The sequence below is a fragment of the Streptomyces sp. DSM 116795 genome (assembly GCF_055792905.1).
Genome location: NZ_CM147707.1, coordinates 1,440,316 through 1,457,156 on the forward strand (window position 1 = coordinate 1,440,316; position 16,841 = coordinate 1,457,156).

Genomic DNA, 16,841 nt, shown 5'->3' on the forward strand with positions numbered 1-16,841 from the left:
GAGGCACCACTACCGAAGCACCGCTTCCGAAAGCACCACTTCCGAGGCACCGCGCAACCGAGTCATCCGGTCAGCGGCGGGGCGGCGTCCGGCGCCGCCCCGCTCGCCCCAGGAGAACCCGCCCGCGTGACCGGTGTCGCCGTGCGCCGGCGGCGATCACGCCCCCGGCGCGAGGCGTTCGCGTACTTCGCGCGCCGCCTGCCGTGCCTGCGCCCCGAGTTCCGCGAAACGGGATTCGGGAACGCGGTCCCGCGGGCCCCAGACGCTGACGACGGCGACGGGGCGGTCGCCCGCGTCGAGAACGGGGGCGGCGACACCGTACAGCTGGGGTTCGAGTTCGCCGACGCTGACGCTGTAGCCCTGGGCGCGGACCTTTGCGAGTTCGGCGTGCAGGGCCTGCCGGTCGGTGTGGGTGGTCTCGGTGTACCCGGCCAGCGGACCGGACAGCAGGGCGTCCACCTCTCCGGGCGTCTGCCAGGCCAGCAGCGCCTTGCCGGCTGAGGTGGCGTGGATCGGGACCTGCCGGCCGAGCCAGCGCGCGCTGAGCACCGCGGACGGGACGACCTCGTCGACGTATGTGAGTCCGAGCCGCCCGGCCACCGCGAGGTTCGCCGTCTCACCGGTGTCCCGGCACAGCCGCTCCAGTACGTCGTGTGAGCGGCGGATCAGCCCTTCCACGCTCGCGTTCGAGGCCATGCGGCTGATCGCGGAACCGATGGTGTACCGGTTGCCGGCCGGGTCGCGCTCGACCAGGGCGTGATGTTCCAGGGTGGCCAGCAGCCGCCAGGCCGTAGCCCGGTTCAGCCCGCATTCCGCGGCGAGTTCGGCGACGGGGCGCCCGTCGGGAGCGCTCGCGGAGACGGCGTTGAGCAGGGCGATGGCCCGCTCGAGTGCCTGTACCCGGCCGCCGCCCGTACGTGTCCCGCCCTGCTCGACCTGCTCGTCCTGCTCGTTGTGCTCGGCCGGGGCGGCCGGGGCGTGCGCCGCGTCCATTCCGTTGCCTCCGCTCTCTCCGTCTGTTCCGGGAAGCGTAGTTGTCCGCCCGGCCGGGGCCCGTGCGGGCGTTCGCCGCCCCTTGACGAGCCGGAACGCCCACTCGTAGCGTCGCATATTGCGAACGTACGTCGCACAATATGCGATCCATGCGGGACGATCTCAGGTGGGCAGATGGCAGAGAACGCGGCACGCGTCGTCACCCCGTACGAGGGGACGGGCCACCGGCCATGGGTGGACTCGGCTCCCGTTCCGGCGCCGCTGGCGCTGCACAGCACTCCGGTGCGGCCGGAGTGGGTGGACTACAACGGGCACATGAGCGAGTCGTGTTACTTGCTCGTCTTCGGTGACAACTCCGACGCCTTCTTCCGCTTCCTCGGCATCGACGAGGAGTACCGGGCGGACGGCGGGTCGCTCTACACGGTCGAGACGCACCTGCACAACAAGCGCGAGGCCACCGAGGGTGAACCGCTCCGGCTCACGCTGCGGCTGCTCGACCACGACGCCAAGCGTGTGCACCTCTTCCACGAGATGCGGCACGGCGCGGACGGCGCCCTGCTGGCCACCGCCGAACAGATGCTGCTGCACGTCGACACGGAGCAGGGCAGGGCCTGCCCGCTCCCCGGAGAACTGCTGCGCCGGCTCGGCGCGATCCAGGCCGCGCACGACGTACTGCCCGTGCCCGAAGCGGTCGGCAAACCCATGGGCATACCCGGCGACCGCGGCCGCCGGGCCACGTGAGAGGAGAAACCGTGGAGTTCACGCTCACCGACGAGCAGCGGATGATCGTCGAGACCGTCGGCAAGTTCGTGACGAACGAACTGGACCCGCACGCCGACGAGGTCGAAAGGCTCGACGACGTGCCGCCCGAACTGGCCCGCAGCATCCGGGAGAAGGCAATCGAAGCAGGGCTGTACGCGGCGAACATGCCGGCGGAGATCGGCGGCGGCGGACTCGACGCGGTCAGCCTGACCCTCGTCGAACGCGAGCTGGGCAAGACCGGTCTCGCCCTCCAGATGCTCGTCGCACGCCCCAGCAACATCCTCGAAGCCTGCGAGGGAGAGCAGCGCACCCGCTACCTGCTCCCCGCGGTCCGCGGCGAGCGGCACGACTGTCTCGCCATGACCGAGCCGGGCGCCGGCTCCGACGTGCGCTCGATGCGGACCCGCGCCGTACGGGAGGGCGACGGGAGCGCCGTCGGGGACGACAGCGGCCGCGGCGGCGACAGCGGCGACGCCGGCGGAAACGCCGGCAGCAGCTACGTACTGAACGGCACCAAGCACTTCATCTCGCACGCCGACATGGCCGACTTCGCCATCGTGTTCGCGGCCACCGGCACCGAGAAGACACCGCGCGGCACCAAGAACCTCATCACCGCCTTCCTGGTGGACCTCGACGCACCGGGCGTGGAAGTGCGGCGCGGCTCCGGGTGCGTGTCGCACCGCGGCTACCACCAGTGCGAACTGACCTTCACCGACGTACGGTTGCCGGCCGCGCAGCGTCTGGGCGAGGAGGGGGAAGGCTTCGGGCTGATGGGGCAGTGGCTCGGCGCCAGCCGCCTCCAGGTCGCCGCCACGAGCATCGGCCGCGCCCGCCGCGTCCTCGACCTCACCCTCGAATGGGCCGCCGAACGCGAGCAGTTCGGGCAGCCAGTCGGCCGCTTCCAGGGCGTGAGCTTCCCGCTCGCCGACATGGCCACCGAATTGGAGGCCGCCGAACTGCTGACCCTGCGCGCCGCCTGGAAGCAGGACCAGGGCACCATGACCGACCGCGACGCGGCGATGGCCAAGCTGTACGCCTCGGAGGTCCTGGGCCGCATCACCGACCAGGCGCTCCAGACCTTCGGCGGCATGGGACTCATGGCCGAACTGCCCATCGAACGCTATTGGCGCGATGCCCGCGTCGAGCGCATCTGGGACGGTACGAGCGAGATCCAGCGGCACATCATCTCCCGCTCCCTGCTGCGTCCCCTGGGCGCTTGATGGCGGGCCCGCCCTCCCTCAAGCGGCTGCTGGCGCCCCGTCACATCGCCCTGTACGGCGGCGAACCGGCGGCCGAGGCCGTACGTCAGTGCCGCGCCGTCGGCTATGAGGGCGAGCTGTGGCCCGTACACCCGAGGCGGGAGCACATCGAAGGCCTGCCCTGTCACCGCAGCACGGCCGAGCTTCCCGCGGCGCCCGACGCCGCGTTCCTCGCGGTGCCCGGGGAGGCCACCGTGGGCATCGTCGCGGAACTCGCCGGGCGCGGCGCCGGAGGGGCCGTGTGCCACGCGTCCGGCTTCGCCGAGGACGGGCCGCGGGGCGCCGCGCTGGAAGAGGCGCTGCGTACCGCCGCAGGCGACATGCCGGTGATCGGCCCCAACTGCATCGGCGTCCTCAACTACCTGGACGGCACGGCACTCTGGCCCGACCAGCACGGCGGCGTCCGTACGGACAGCGGCGTCGCCGTCATCACCCAGAGCGGCAACATCGCCCAGAACCTCACCATGCAGCGCCGCGCTCTCCCCCTCTCGTACGTGATCACCGCCGGGAACGGTGCGGTCACGGGGACACCCCGGCTGATCGAGGCGCTGCTGGAGGACCCGCGGGTGACCGCCATCGGGCTGCACATGGAAGGGATCGCGGACGCCGCCGGGTTCGCCCGCGCGGCACTGTCCGCGCTGCGGCGCGGAGTGCCGGTGGTGGCGCTGAAGACGGGCACTTCGGAGCTCGGCGCGCAGACCACCATGAGCCACACGAGCGCTCTCGCCGGATCGGACGTGCTGTGCGACGCCCTGTTCCGGCGCACCGGTGTCGCACGGGTGGAGGAGATCGGCACCTTCGTGGAGACGCTGAAGCTGCTGCACGTACACGGAGCGCTCAGGGGGCGGCCGGACGGCGGTCCGGACGGGGTCCCGTACCCGGCGGGGCGTGCCCGGATCACCTCGGCCAGCTGCTCCGGCGGCGAGGCCGCCCTGCTCGCCGACACCGCACAGCGGCACGGCGTCGAACTCCCGCCGCTCCCCGCGCAGTCGGCACGGCGGCTGCGCGAAGTCCTGGGCGAGCACGTGCACGTACGCAATCCGCTCGACTACCACACCTACATCTGGGGCGACTTCACCGCGCAGCGGGAGTGTTTCACCGCACTCCTGGGAGCGGACTGCGACATGAACCTGCTGCTGCTCGACATGCCACGCGCCGACCGGTGCGAGAGCGACGGCTGGATCACCACACTGGACGCCTACGCCGCGGCACAGCGCCAGACCGGTGCCCCGGCGTGCGTCGTCGGCTCGCTGCCCGAAGGGGTGCCGGAACCGGCCGCGCGGCGGCTGCTGTCGGAGGGAATCGCCCCCTTGCAGGGGCTGGCGGACTGCGTACGGGCCGTCGCGGCGGCCCACCGGATCGGCACCGCCCAGCGCGCGGCCGACCGGTTGTCGCCGCCGCACGGCCCGGTACGCCGCCTCACCGCCCGCGGAGACGAGGAGGTGCTGGACGAGCACGCGGGAAAGCGGGTGCTTGCCCGGTACGGCCTGACCGTCCCGGACGGCGCCGTGACGGCACCCGGCGCGGCCGCGCATGCCGCTCGCGGTCTGGGCTTCCCCGTCGTCGTCAAGGCCCTCGCCGCCGGCTTGGCGCACAAGAGCGAAGCGGGCGGCGTACGCCTCGGGCTGGCCGGTGAGGCGGCGGTGGACGAGGCCGTCTCGGGCATGGCGGGGCTCGCCGACCGGTTCCTCATCGAGCGGATGGTGCCGGACGCCGTCGCGGAACTCCTCGTCGGCGTGCACCACGACCCGGTCTTCGGCCCCGCGCTGACGCTCGGCGCGGGCGGCGTACTGGTGGAACTGGTCCGGGACACGGCCACGTTGCTGCTCCCCGCCACCCGAGAGGAGATCGAGGCCGCGATCTCCTCGCTGCGCCTGTGGCCGCTGCTGTGCGGCTTCCGGGGCGGCCCGGCGGGCGACGTACGCGCGGCGGTCGACGCGGTCCAGGCCGTCGCCGCCTGCGTACGCGACCACCCCGAGGTCACCGAACTGGACGTCAACCCGCTGCTGGTACTGCCTGAGGGACGGGGCGCGGTCGCCGCGGACGTACTGCTCAGACGCGTCGCACGGCACCCGGACGACCGGAACGACGGCAACCGGAGCAACGGTCACGACGGCGACGACGGCAACGACGGCAACGACGGCAACGACGGAGAAGGACACCATGGACCCCGTACGACTCGACGTACACGACGGCGTACTCGTGATCACACTGGACCGCCCCAAGGCCAACGCCATTGACTCCCCCACGAGTCACGCCCTGTACGAGGCCTTCGACCGCCTCCGCAGGGACGGCACCCTGCGGGCCGCCGTTGTCACCGGCGCCGGCGAGCGGTTCTTCTCCGCGGGCTGGGACCTGAAGGCGGCGGCCGCCGGCGAGGCCGTCGACGCCGACCACGGGCCCGGCGGATTCGCGGGGCTGACCGAGCTGTTCGACCTCGACAAGCCGGTGATCGCCGCCGTGAACGGACTCGCACTGGGCGGCGGCTTCGAACTCGCCCTCGCCGCCGACCTGATCGTGGCCGACGCCCACGCGGAGTTCGCCCTCCCTGAGGTGAAGGTCGGCCTGATCGCCGACTCCGGCGGTGTGCTGCGGCTGCCGCGCAGGCTGCCGCGCGCCGTGGCGACGGAGCTGCTGCTGACCGGCCGGCGGCTGGACGCCGGGGAAGCCGCACGGTGGGGACTGGTGAACCAGGTCGCCGAACGCCCGTACACCGCACTGGAGAAGGCGCTCACCCTGGCACACACGATCCGGGAGGGTGCGCCCCTGGCCGTGGCCGCCGTGAAGGAAGTGCTGCGCACGACGGAGCAGTTGGGGGTCGAGGACGCCTACGTCCGCATGCGCGGCACCGGCATGCCCCGCTACCGGGCCATGCTGGCCTCCGAGGACGCGCAGGAGGGGCCGCGCGCCTTCGCGGAGAAGCGGGCGCCCCGCTGGAGCCGGCTCCCGGCGTTCCACGGTCCGTCTGCGTCGTAGCGCCAGTCAGGCCCCGCGACCGGTCCGGGGCGGCGGTGGTGGCAGCGGCACATGCGTCCTCCACGTCCTTCGTCCGGACCGTTTCGGACGATCCCCACCGTCCGGACCGTGACCGCCGGGCACGCGTCCTCACCGCCGACCGCCGCGCCGGCGGAAATTCCCTACCGTGGTGGCCGGAAAGCCCGGAGACTCGTCGCATGGCTGACATGGGCTCGTTCCGGGAGGCGGTCACCGCATGGGCGGCGGGCGGCCCCGGCGACCCCGCGCACGAGCTGGCCGCCCGCCTGCGCGTCCGGACAGCCGTCCTGCTCGAAGGGTCGAGCGACGTCGAAGCGGTCAGCGCGCTGGCCGAGAGCCGCGGACGGGACCTGGCGGCCGAAGGAGTCTGCGTCCTGCCGATGGGCGGTGCGATGAGCGTCGGACGTTTCGCCCACCTCCTCGGGCCGCCCGGCCTGGGCCTCCGCCTCACGGGGCTGTGCGACGAGGCGGAGCGCGGCTTCTACGACCGCGGCTTGGAGCGGGCCGGCGCAGCACAGCGGGAGTTCTTCGTCTGCGCGGCGGATCTGGAAGACGAACTCATCCGCGCGCTGGGCGTGACACAAGTGGAGGAGCTCGTCCGGGCGGAGGGCGACCTTCGCGCCCTGCGGACCTTCCTGCGGCAGCCCGCACAGCGGGGCCGCACCTCACAGCAGCAGCTGCGGCGCTTCCTCGGCACGAAGAAGGGTCGCAAGATCCGCTACGGCCGCGTGCTCGTCGAGGCCCTCGATCCCGACCGCGTTCCCGCCCCACTGGACGACCTGCTCGCCGGCCTCTGACCGCCGGGCGATGTCGGCCCCGCCAGAAGTCGGACGAACGCGGGAGCGAGACCGCCTGGTGCGCCCGCGGCCGTTCTCACACAATGGGCAAGCTCGGACAGACGGCCCGATGGCGGGCCCAACACGCAAGCTGCGGCCTGCAGTTGCGGCCGTGGCGCGGCACTCCAGGAGGACTGGACGATGACATCACGGAGACCCCGAAGACTCCGAAGACCTGACGCAGGCCCGCATTCGAGGAGGCGCGGACGTCTCACCGCAGGTTGTGCCTTCTTCGCCCTGCTGCTGCTCGGGGCGCTGCCCGCGCCGGCCGCAAACGCCGCGTCGGGCGGTGACACCTCCGGCACAGCCGGCACCGGCACGCAGAGCCGGCAGCCCGCCACCGTACAGTCGACCGTCCGAGGCGGCGACTCCCTCTACGCGGCGGGGCGCGTCTGCACTGTGAGCTTCAACGCCACCGACGGCACCGACGACTACGCCATCAGCCCCGGCCACTGCGTGACGGGCGCGGACACCTGGTACGCCGACCCCGCCATGACCGTGCCGGTGGGCTCGACGGCCGGATCGTCCTTCCCCGGCGACGACTACGGGCTGATCCGCTACACCAACCCCGACGTGGCACGCCCAGGCGAGATCAACACCGGCTCCGGCGAACCGGTCGACATCACCCGCAGCGCCTCCCCCGCCGTCGGCCAGTCCATGTGCCATGTGGGACGTGTCAGCGGCCTGCAGTGCGGCACCGTCGAGGCGGTCAACGTGTCGGTCGACTACCCGCAGGGCACCGTCAACGGCCTCTTCCGCTCCACCGCGCACTCGGAGCCGGGCGACGAAGGAGGCCCCGCCTTCTCCGGCGGCACCGCCCTCGGCTTCATCGTCGGCTCCGGCGGCGGCTCGACCTTCTACCAGCCCATCACCGAAGCCCTCGCGGCCTACGGCCTGACCCTCTCCTGACCCGCGCGCACAACGCCGCTCGACGGCGCCGCCCCGCCGCACGAGCGGGGCGGCGGCCGCCCCAGCCACAGCGCCCGGTGCGCGCTGCCCGGGCCCCTTCCCCCGCCCCTGCCACGGGGCCGGGCCCGTGGCAGGGGCGGGGGACGGCGCAGGGGAAGGCGAAGGCGAAGGGACGCGCTTCAGCCGCGTTCGCAGGTCAGGGTGTCCTCGGCGACGCCCTCCAGGAGGGCGGCGTGTGCCGCGGCGAGGCGGCCCGTGTCGGCCTTGCCGACCTTCCGGTCGTAGGTCATCAGGCCGTTCAACTCCCCTTCCAGGTCGGTGATCTGGGTGTAGACGGCGCCGCTGCTGCCCTCGCAGGCGGCGAACTGCTCGATGTCCTTGAGCTTGGCGAGGTACTCGTCGGTGTACTTCTCCTTCTCCACACCGACGTACGTGTGCCGTACCGGCCACGAATGGCCGGGCACGGCCAGCCCGAGGCCGCCGTACTCACCGCTTACCAGGGCCCGTTCACCGTCCGGCTCGGGCAGTTGGGCGCCGGGATAGCCGTGTGCGTCGGAGATGTCGCCGTTGCCGCCGTCGACGGCGCCACAGCAGTTGTGGCCGCTCATGTTGTTGACCAGGCGCGTGGGATCGAGTCCCTTCGCGTAGTCGGCGATACGTGCCTGGTCGTACTGCCCCCAGCCCTCGTTGAAGGTGACCCACATGATCACCGAAGGATGGCTGTCGTGCTGCTCGACCATGCGCTTCATCTCGTGTTCGTACTGCAGGCGTGCCTGCTGGTCCGGCGTGCGGTCCGAGCGCATCGAGGGCATGTCCTGCCACACCAGCAGGCCGAGGCGGTCGGCGTGGTAGAACCAGCGGTCGGGCTCGACCTTGATGTGCTTGCGCACCGAGTTGAAACCCAGCTCCTTGTGCGCCCGCAGGTCGTACGCGAGGGCCTCGTCGGTGGGCGCGGTGTACAGCCCGTCGGGCCAGAAGCCCTGGTCGAGTGTGGCCATGGAGAAGACCGGCTTGCCGTTGAGCACCATGCGGCGCTTGCCGTCGATGTCCTTCACCGCGATCTCGCGCATGCCGAAGTAGCTCTCGACCGTGTCGGCCGAACTGCCCTCCCCCACCGTCACCTTGAGGGTGTAGAGGTGCGGGTCGTCCGGCGACCACAGCTTCGGATCGGGCACGGGGACGTCGAAGGGCTCGTCGCCGGTTCCGGTGGCCCGTCCGACTTCGCGGCCCGTGCCGCCCCTGTCGCCGCTCTCGCCGCTCTCGCCACCGACGCCCTCGCCGGCTCCGCCACCCCTCGTGTCGTACGCCACGGCCGTGACGGGCACGCCGTCGGGCACGCCGCGCGCGGTGACGGTCACCTGCTCGCCGCTCACATCCGGTGTCGTCTTGACGTCCGTGGTGTGCTCGGCGGCGACGGGCTCCATCCAGACGGTCTGCCAGATGCCCGACGACGGGGTGTACCAGATGCCCTCCGGCTCCAGCCGCTGCTTGCCCACGGGCGGGTTCTCCCCCTCGGGAGAGTCCGTCGGGTCGTGGACGCCGACGACGAGTTCCTGGTCCGGCCCCGGCCGCAGGGCGTCGGTGACGTCGGCGGTGAAGCGGTCGTAGCCGCCCTTGTGCGCCGCGACCCGCTCGCCGTTGACGTATACGGTGGCCCGCCAGTCGACGGCGTCGAAGTTGAGGTGCAGACGCTTGCCCGAGCCGATGTCCCAGTCGGCGGGAACGGTGAACGACCGCTTGTACCACATGCGTTCCTCGTGCCGTTCGAGGCCGGAGAGCTGGGACTCGACGGGGTAGGGCACGAGGATCTTCTCCTCCAGGCGGCGCTTCTCGCCGGTCGGCGGCTGCTCGCCCTCCTCGGCGCCGGCGAACTGCCAGATGCCGTTCAGGTTGCGCCACTGGTCGCGCTTGAGCTGGGGCCGGGGGTACTCGGGCAGCGCGTTGTCCGGTCCGGCCTCGTCGGCCCAGTCGGTCTTGAGCTGGTACTCCGACCCGTTCTCGCCCGCGGTCCAGAAGCCGCCGACCGGCTCGCCGTCCGCGTCGACGAGACCGCCGTCGCCGTCGTAGCGCACGTCCGCCGTACCGCCCTGGCCGACCACGGGCTCGGGGAGCGTGACGACGAGCCGGTGGTCGTCGTCCGGATCCAGCCGTGCGCCGCCCAGCGGCCATTCGACGCCGCCGATCACGGCCTTGAGGTGCTCCGGGAAGCCGGCGGGCGGTTCGGTCAGGCGCTGTGCGAAGGCCAGCTCCAGAGTGCGCCCGGAGGTGCCGACGCGCAGCTCGGCCGGTCCGTCGTAGTCGAAGTCCTCGGGCGGGGTGTAGGCGGACTGCGGGATCGCGGTCTTCTCGCCGCCGGGCGGGGTCCAGCGCACGTGCAGGTTGGAGCCGCCCTCCTCCTCGAAGTACTCGATCTTCACGGAGTGCCGGACGCCCTCCTGAAGTCGGACGGGGGCGGAGTTCTGCTCGTTGTCCCAGTCGGGAACCCAGTGGTCGATGACCGGTTCGCCGTCGATCCACATGCGGAAGCCGTTGTCGCCGCTGATGTGGAAGGTGTGTTCGCCCGTCTTCGTGGGGGTGATCGTCCCGGTCCAGCGGACGCTGGCGTGGTCGGCCCGGCCGCTGCGCTCCTGGAGTCGCGGCTCCAGGTCCGCGAAGTCGAGGGAGGGATCGAAGGCGGTGGCCTGCAGGGTGCCGAAGTCGTATGCGCCGGGGGCCGACTGGGTCCAGTACTCGCCCTTGAGTCCGTGCACCACGGGAGGTTCCTGAGCGGGCGGAGCGGCCGCCGCGGGCGGTACGGATCCCAGCGAGACCGCCAGGAGAACGAGGAGGGAGAATGCGGCGGCAGCAGCCGCCGGCCAGGTGTGTGCGCGTCTCACGGGACCTCCGGATGAGGTGTGCAGGAGATGGTTGCGGCACTGCCCTTGTCCCGATCCGTCTTGTATAACGTTGGAAGCAAGGGTTGTTGGCATGACAGCACGGCTGCTGTCACCTGTCCAGGCGCGTGACGGCAGCGCAAGCACAGCGGCCCGCCGAGAATGGGGAGCGCAGGGTGAGGGTGAGTCTCAAGGACGTCGCGGAATACGCCGGGGTGTCGATCAAGACCGTCTCCAACGTGGTGAACAAATATCAGCACGTCACCCCCGCCACCCGGGAGAAGGTGCAGAGCGCCATCGACGCGCTGGGCTACCGGCCGAACATCACGGCCCGCCACCTGCGCAAGGGCCGCACCGGGATCATCGCGCTCGCGGTGCCCGAGCTGGGCAACCCGTACTTCGCCGAACTGGCCGGGGCCGTGATCGACGCCGCCGCGGCGCACGACTACACCGTCCTGCTGGACCACACCCAGGGCAGCCGCGAGCGCGAACTCCTCGTCACCCAGGGCTTCCAGGCACAGGTCATCGACGGGCTGATCCTCAACCCGCTGGAACTGGAGACCGAAGACCTCGCGGCGCGTACGGACAGTGCCCCGCTGGTGCTGATCGGCGAGCGGCGTTACGACCTGCCGCACGACCACGTCGCCATCGACAACATCGCGGCAGCCCGCGCCGCGGTGCGCCACCTACTGGATCTGGGCCGCCGCCGCATCGCGTTCCTCGGGGCACGGGACGACCGTCCCAGTCAGCCCTCCCACCTCCGACTCCTGGGCTGGCAGGCGGAGTTGGCCGCCCGCGGCGTGAAGGCCGACGACGCTCTCGTCGCGCTGGTGGAGGGCTGGGACCGCGCCGACGGGGCGGCGGCGATGGCGGCCCTGCTGGACGCGGGTGAGCGACCTGACGCGGTGTTCGCCTACAACGACCTGATCGCGATCGGGGCGATGCGGGTGATGTCCGAGCGGGGACTGCGGGTGCCGGAGGACGTCGCAGTCGTCGGCTTCGACGATCTGACGGAGGGACGGTACGGCGCCGTGACGCTGACGACGGTGGCACCGGACAAGCAGGCCATAGCCCGGCTGGCGGTGGAGTCGATCGTCGGACGCCTGGCCGGGAAGGACACCGGCGACGGCGCTGCGACCCGTCAACTCCAGCCGGGATTCACCCTGGTGGAGCGGGAGAGCACACGCGGACGGCGTCCTCCGGACTGACCCGCGGGCGGCCCGCGTACACCGGCACCGGACACCCGGACAATCGGAAACCGGCACCGGACACCCGGAAACCGGCACCGGCGCCGGCACCGGAATCGGCGCGGAATCGGCAGTTGTCGCAGGCAGGAGACCCGGCAGAGGCTCGAACCCCGCCCTCGCAAGGACCAGTTCATGCGCGCACTGTTTACAGAAATCTATTCAACGATGTAAAAACCTAGCGTCACGTCTTCTGCACGACACACCGTGGGGGTACCCATGAAGCCGCTCGCCAGGCGTCTCACCGCCGCCACCGCCCTCCTCGCCGCTCTCGCCCTCGCCAGCGGCTGTGCCAAGTCGGAGGACGAGGCAAACAAGTCGAAGTCCGGCTCCGGCGAAGGCGGCGGGCAGGTCGCCGCCGAGCCCACCAAGGGCGCCAAGACCTGCACCGTCGGCCGGTACGGCGGCAAGAAGCTGGACCTGAGCAAGGCCACCGTCGGCTTCTCGCAGTCCGAGAAGGAGGCCAACCCCTTCCGGATAGCCGAGACCGCCTCGATCAAAGCGGAGGCGAAGAAGCGCGGGATCAAGCTGCTGACGGCGAACGCCCAGTCGCAGTTCTCCAAGCAGATCAGCGACGTGCAGGACCTCATCTCCAAGGGCGCCGACCTGCTGGTCATCGCGCCGCTCAACTCGGACGGCTGGGACCCGGTGCTCAAGCAGGCCGCGGCGAAGAAGATCCCCATCGTCACCGTCGACCGGCAGATCAACGCCACGGCGTGCAAGGACTATGTGAGCTTCATCGGCTCCGACTTCGTCCAGCAGGGCCGCCGCGCCGCCGACCAGATGATCGAGGCCACCGGAGGCAAGGGCAAGGTCGCGATCCTGCTCGGCACACCGGGCAACAACGTCACCACCGAACGCACCGAGGGCTTCCGCGACCGCATCAAGCAGAAGGCCCCCGGCCTGAAGGTCGTCTTCAAGCAGACCGGCGAATTCGCCCGTGAGAAGGGCCAGCAGGTCACCGAGCAGCTCATCCAGTCCAAGCCGGACATCGACGGGATCTACGCGGAGAACGACGAGATGGGCCTGGGCGCGGTCAACGCGCTCAAGAGTGCCGGCAAGAAGGCCGGCGACGTGAAGATCGTGACGGTGGACGGCACGCGCAACGCCGTGCAGGGCATCACCGACAAGTGGATTCACGGCGTGATCGAGTCCAACCCCCGCTTCGGTCCTCTCGCCTTCGCCACGCTCGACGACTTCACCCGCGGCGAGAAGGTCGGCCAGAGCATCGTCATCAAGGACAGCGCCTACACCGCGGCCAACGCCGAGCAGGACCTGAGCAAGGCGTACTGATGCCCCCTACCCGCCCTGCGGCGTATGCGCTCTCCACGCGTGGGCTGACCAAGCGCTTCCCCGGTGTACTCGCCCTGGACGACGTCGACTTCGGCGTACGTCCGGGCGAGGTGCACGCGCTGATCGGCGAGAACGGCGCGGGAAAGTCCACGCTCATCAAGGTGCTGACCGGCGTGTACGCGCCGGACGAGGGCGAGGTGCGGTGCGGCGGCGAGCCCGTCTCGTTCGCCACTCCGCTGGCCGCCCAGCGGGCGGGGATCTCCACCATCTACCAGGAGGTCAACCTCGTCCCGCTGATGAGCGTGGCCCGCAACCTCTTCCTGGGCCGCGAGCCGCGCGGCAGGCTGGGGCTGATCGACTTCGCCCGGATGCACCGGGAGAGCGAGCGGCTGCTGGGCGACTACGGCGTCCGCGCCGACGTGCGCCGGCCCCTGGGCGAACTGGGCGTCGGGGCACAGCAGATGGTCGCCCTGGCCCGCGCGGTCTCGGTCGACGCGCGGGTCGTCGTCATGGACGAGCCGACGTCCTCGCTGGAGCCCCGGGAGGTCGAGACCCTCTTCGGCGTCATCCGGCGGCTGCGGGACCGGGGCGTCGCCGTGGTCTACGTCAGCCACCGGCTCGACGAGCTGTATGCCGTGTGCGACGCGGTCACCGTGCTGCGCGACGGACGCACCGTCCACACCGGCCCCTTGGAGGGACTGGAGCGGCTGCGGCTGGTCTCGCTGATGCTCGGGCGGGAGATCGGCGAGGTACGGGCCGAGGGCACCACCAAGTTCGGCGGCGACCACGAGGCGGCCTCCGCGGAGCCGGTGCTGCACGCCGAAGGCCTCAGCGTCCCGCACCAGTTGCACGGGGTCTCCTTCGCGGTACGCCCCGGTGAAGTGGTCGGCCTGGGCGGGCTGCTGGGCTCCGGACGTACGGAGACGGCCAAGGCGGTCGCAGGTGCCATGCCGCCCGGCGCCGGGCGGGTCACGGTGGCCGGTTCGCCCGTACGTACGGGCTCCCCGGGCGCGGCCATCCGCGCAGGCATCTCCCTGCTGCCCGAGGACCGCAAGAGCGAGGGCATCGTGCCCGGCCTTTCCGTACGCGAGAACATCGCGCTGGCCGTACTGCCCCGGCTCTCCCGGGCCGGGCTGGTGTCCGAGGCGCGCATCGACGCACTCGTGCGCACCTTCATGGAGCGGCTGCGGATCAAGGCGTCCTCGCCGCACCAGAAGGCCGGCGAACTGTCCGGCGGCAACCAGCAGAAGGTCCTGCTGGCCCGCTGGCTGGCGGCCGAGCCGAAGGTGCTGCTGCTGGACGAGCCCACACGGGGCATCGACGTCGGGGCCAAGGCCGAGGTGCAGAAGCTGGTGGACGAACTGGCCGCCGAAGGGCTGGGCGTGCTGCTGATCTCCTCCGACCTGGAGGAGCTGATCGAAGGGTCGGACCGGGTCGTGGTGCTCCGGGACGGGGCCGTGGTCGGCGAGCTGACCGGGGACGAGGTCACCGAGGACCGGCTCATGGAGGCCATCGCCGGGGCGGCGGAGGAGGAACCGCACTCGGAGGCTCCCCCGCATGCCCCCACGGATGACTCCGCGCCGGGTTCCGAGCCGGGTTCCGAGCGAGAAGGGGCATCGCATGGCTGAGGTCGCGCCCGTCCGCACCGCACCGGACCGGGCCGCGGTCCACGCCTGGCTCCAGGCGTACGGCGTCTACGTGGGCGTCGCGGCATTGCTGCTGTTCAACATCGCCTTCACCGACCATTTCCTGTCCGCGGAGAACTTCCGTACGCAGGCCGTGCAGGTGGCCCCCATCCTGATCGTGGCTCTGGGCATGGCGCTTGCCATCGGCTCCGAGGGAATCGACCTGTCGGTGGGCTCGGTGATGGCCCTTTCCACCTCACTGGTGGCGCTGTACCTGGGTTACGGGCCGTGGATCGCGCTGCTGGCGACGGTGCTGGGCGGTATCGCCGTCGGCCTGGTCAACGGCTCGCTGGTCGCGTTCGTCGGCGTCCAGCCCATCGTGGCGACGCTGGCGCTCATGGTGGGCGGCCGGGGCCTTGCCCTCGTGCTGGTCCCGCAGCTGGAGGACGTGCGCGACCCGGGGATGCGCGCCCTGGGCTCGGGCGACCTGCTGGGCATTCCCTACCCGGTGCTGATCGCGCTGGCCCTCGTACTGCTGGTCGGCTTCACGGTGCGGCGTACGACCTTCGGCAGACAGCTGCTGGCGATCGGCGACAGCCGCCCCGCGGCCCGGCTGGCCGGACTCCCCGTGCACCGCGTGCTGTTGTGCGTCTACGTCGCCTCCGGTGCGCTGGCGGCCGTCGCGGGATTCCTGGCCACGGCCCGGCTCCAGGCCAGCGACCCCACATCGCTGGGCAGCCTGATGGAACTGTCGGCCATCACCGCCGTCGTGGTGGGCGGCACCCCGCTCAGCGGCGGCCGGGTACGCGTGGGCGGCACCGTCGCCGGCGCCGTGCTCATCCAGCTGCTGACGGCCACGCTCATAAAGCACGATCTGCCTCCCTCGTGGACGCAGATCGCGCAGGCCGCCGTCATCGTTCTCGCGGTGTACGCGGCACGCGAGAGGGGGAAGCGATGAGCGCGACGAACACCCGCCACCGCGGCGCCGGTTCGCCCGAACCGGCCGGGCCGGGCGGTCCCGCGCTGAAAACCCGGACAGCGGGCAAGGACGGCCCCGGAGGCCCGGGCGGCAATGGCGCCCGGGCCGAGCGGCTGAGCACCCTCGCCCAACAGCACGGCGCGCTCGTGGCGTTGCTGCTGACGGTGCTGATCGCCTCGCTGTCCTTCGACTCGTTCGCCGGCGCCGGCAACCTGCAGAACATCGCCGTCTCTTCCGCCTTCCTGGCCATCGTCGCGCTCGGCATGACGTTCGTGATCGTCTCCGGCGGCATCGACCTGTCGGTCGGCTCCGTCTTCGCGCTCGGTGGGGTGCTCGCCGCCTGGGGCTCGCAGTACGGCCCGGTCGTCGCACTGCTGCTGGCGCTGACGGTGTGCGGCACGATCGGGCTGATCAACGGCCTGCTCATCGCCCGGGCCCGGCTCGCGCCGTTCATCGTCACGCTGGCGGCGATGCTGGGTGCACGGGGGCTGATGCTCAACATCACCGACGAGGGCGCCGACACCTTCCTGATCGCGAAGGACTCCCTCTTCGCCGACCTTGGGCGCGGCAAGCTGCTCGGACTGGGCGTACCGGTGTGGATCATGCTGGCGCTGTTCGTGCTCGGCGGTCTGCTGCTGCGCCGCACACGGTTCGGCCAGCACGTCTACGCCGTCGGCGGCAACGAGGACGCCGCGTCGCTCATGGGCACATCGGTGGCCCGCACGAAGGTGTCGGTGTACGTCCTGTCCGGGCTGCTGGCCGGACTGGCCGGAGCGCTCAACGCCGCCAGGCTGTCCTCCGGGGTGACGATTCTCGGCCAGGGCATGGAGCTGGAGGCGATCTCAGCCGTCGTCATCGGCGGGACGCTGCTGTCCGGCGGAATGGGCTTCGTGAGCGGGTCGCTGGTCGGCGTGCTGCTGCTGACGGTCATCCAGAACGTCATCAACCAGATCGGCTCGCTCGACTCCGCCTACCAGCAGGTGGTCAGCGGCGCCTTCCTGGTCGTGGTCGTGGTCGTGCAGACGTGGCTGGGTCGCCGGCGAAAGGCCCGCCTGACCTCGCCCGCATGACCGC

At 71.4% G+C, this 16,841-nt stretch carries 13 protein-coding genes; 11 read left to right on the plus strand and 2 right to left on the minus strand.

Going from position 1 to position 16,841, the window contains the following annotated elements; all coding sequences use genetic code 11:
* Window positions 1–156: 156 nt before the first annotated feature.
* Entirely contained in the window at window positions 157–993 is an 837-nt protein-coding gene (locus ACSMXX_RS06160; protein WP_473183029.1) for an IclR family transcriptional regulator, read from the minus strand.
* A gap of 174 nt (window positions 994–1,167) precedes the next feature.
* Between ACSMXX_RS06160 and ACSMXX_RS06165 the strand changes: the two genes are divergently transcribed.
* The 6 genes from ACSMXX_RS06165 to ACSMXX_RS06190 all read left to right on the plus strand — a co-directional run bounded on the left by ACSMXX_RS06165 (window position 1,168) and on the right by ACSMXX_RS06190 (window position 7,753).
* Window positions 1,168–1,734 (plus strand): thioesterase family protein, encoded by a 567-nt coding sequence (locus tag ACSMXX_RS06165; protein WP_473183030.1) that lies wholly within the window; start codon window positions 1,168–1,170, stop codon window positions 1,732–1,734.
* An 11-nt stretch (window positions 1,735–1,745) separates the two neighbouring features.
* The gene (locus tag ACSMXX_RS06170) at window positions 1,746–2,975 is read left to right on the plus strand and encodes an acyl-CoA dehydrogenase family protein (protein ID WP_473183031.1); all 1,230 of its coding nucleotides are present in this window, start codon (window positions 1,746–1,748) and stop codon (window positions 2,973–2,975) included.
* Window positions 2,975–5,254 carry an acetate--CoA ligase family protein gene (locus ACSMXX_RS06175; protein WP_473184658.1) on the plus strand — a complete coding sequence of 760 codons (2,280 nt, stop codon included), beginning with the start codon at window positions 2,975–2,977 and terminating at the stop codon, window positions 5,252–5,254. Before ACSMXX_RS06170 ends, ACSMXX_RS06175 begins: the two co-directional genes overlap by 1 nt.
* On the plus strand, window positions 5,178–5,990 hold the full coding sequence (locus ACSMXX_RS06180; RefSeq protein ID WP_473183032.1) for an enoyl-CoA hydratase-related protein: 813 nt from the start codon (window positions 5,178–5,180) through the stop codon (window positions 5,988–5,990). Before ACSMXX_RS06175 ends, ACSMXX_RS06180 begins: the two co-directional genes overlap by 77 nt.
* 197 nt (window positions 5,991–6,187) lie before the next feature.
* Window positions 6,188–6,805, plus strand: a complete 618-nt coding sequence (locus ACSMXX_RS06185) for a TOPRIM nucleotidyl transferase/hydrolase domain-containing protein (protein ID WP_473183033.1) — start codon at window positions 6,188–6,190, stop codon at window positions 6,803–6,805.
* Between the two features lie 180 nt (window positions 6,806–6,985).
* Entirely contained in the window at window positions 6,986–7,753 is a 768-nt protein-coding gene (locus ACSMXX_RS06190; RefSeq protein WP_473183034.1) for a S1 family peptidase, read from the plus strand.
* A gap of 179 nt (window positions 7,754–7,932) precedes the next feature.
* Here the strand turns inward: ACSMXX_RS06190 and ACSMXX_RS06195 are convergent, their stop codons facing one another.
* The gene (locus ACSMXX_RS06195) at window positions 7,933–10,629 is read right to left on the minus strand and encodes a PA14 domain-containing protein (RefSeq protein WP_473183035.1); all 2,697 of its coding nucleotides are present in this window, start codon (window positions 10,627–10,629) and stop codon (window positions 7,933–7,935) included.
* 173 nt (window positions 10,630–10,802) lie between these two features.
* Between ACSMXX_RS06195 and ACSMXX_RS06200 the strand changes: the two genes are divergently transcribed.
* The 5 genes from ACSMXX_RS06200 (at window position 10,803) to ACSMXX_RS06220 (ending at window position 16,837) form a co-directional block, all read left to right on the plus strand.
* On the plus strand, window positions 10,803–11,834 hold the full coding sequence (locus ACSMXX_RS06200; RefSeq protein ID WP_473183036.1) for a LacI family DNA-binding transcriptional regulator: 1,032 nt from the start codon (window positions 10,803–10,805) through the stop codon (window positions 11,832–11,834).
* Window positions 11,835–12,089: 255 nt separating this feature from the next.
* Window positions 12,090–13,163: an ABC transporter substrate-binding protein gene (locus ACSMXX_RS06205; protein WP_473183037.1), complete on the plus strand. Its 1,074-nt coding sequence runs from the start codon at window positions 12,090–12,092 to the stop codon at window positions 13,161–13,163.
* Window positions 13,163–14,791 (plus strand): sugar ABC transporter ATP-binding protein, encoded by a 1,629-nt coding sequence (locus ACSMXX_RS06210; RefSeq protein WP_473183038.1) that lies wholly within the window; start codon window positions 13,163–13,165, stop codon window positions 14,789–14,791. Before ACSMXX_RS06205 ends, ACSMXX_RS06210 begins: the two co-directional genes overlap by 1 nt.
* The gene (locus ACSMXX_RS06215) at window positions 14,784–15,746 is read left to right on the plus strand and encodes an ABC transporter permease (RefSeq protein ID WP_473183039.1); all 963 of its coding nucleotides are present in this window, start codon (window positions 14,784–14,786) and stop codon (window positions 15,744–15,746) included. The genes ACSMXX_RS06210 and ACSMXX_RS06215 overlap by 8 nt, the downstream gene beginning before the upstream one ends.
* Entirely contained in the window at window positions 15,743–16,837 is a 1,095-nt protein-coding gene (locus ACSMXX_RS06220) for an ABC transporter permease (protein ID WP_473183040.1), read from the plus strand. Before ACSMXX_RS06215 ends, ACSMXX_RS06220 begins: the two co-directional genes overlap by 4 nt.
* Window positions 16,838–16,841 lie beyond the last annotated feature (4 nt).

Coding starts and splice junctions, on each gene's coding strand:
- ACSMXX_RS06160 (WP_473183029.1), bottom strand. CDS start 993: ATGGACGCGGCGCACGCCCCGGCCGCCCCGGCCGAGCACAACGAGCAG.
- ACSMXX_RS06165 (WP_473183030.1), top strand. CDS start 1,168: ATGGCAGAGAACGCGGCACGCGTCGTCACCCCGTACGAGGGGACGGGC.
- ACSMXX_RS06175 (WP_473184658.1), top strand. CDS start 2,975: ATGGCGGGCCCGCCCTCCCTCAAGCGGCTGCTGGCGCCCCGTCACATC.
- ACSMXX_RS06180 (WP_473183032.1), top strand. CDS start 5,178: ATGGACCCCGTACGACTCGACGTACACGACGGCGTACTCGTGATCACA.
- ACSMXX_RS06185 (WP_473183033.1), top strand. CDS start 6,188: ATGGCTGACATGGGCTCGTTCCGGGAGGCGGTCACCGCATGGGCGGCG.
- ACSMXX_RS06190 (WP_473183034.1), top strand. CDS start 6,986: ATGACATCACGGAGACCCCGAAGACTCCGAAGACCTGACGCAGGCCCG.
- ACSMXX_RS06205 (WP_473183037.1), top strand. CDS start 12,090: ATGAAGCCGCTCGCCAGGCGTCTCACCGCCGCCACCGCCCTCCTCGCC.
- ACSMXX_RS06210 (WP_473183038.1), top strand. CDS start 13,163: ATGCCCCCTACCCGCCCTGCGGCGTATGCGCTCTCCACGCGTGGGCTG.
- ACSMXX_RS06215 (WP_473183039.1), top strand. CDS start 14,784: ATGGCTGAGGTCGCGCCCGTCCGCACCGCACCGGACCGGGCCGCGGTC.
- ACSMXX_RS06220 (WP_473183040.1), top strand. CDS start 15,743: ATGAGCGCGACGAACACCCGCCACCGCGGCGCCGGTTCGCCCGAACCG.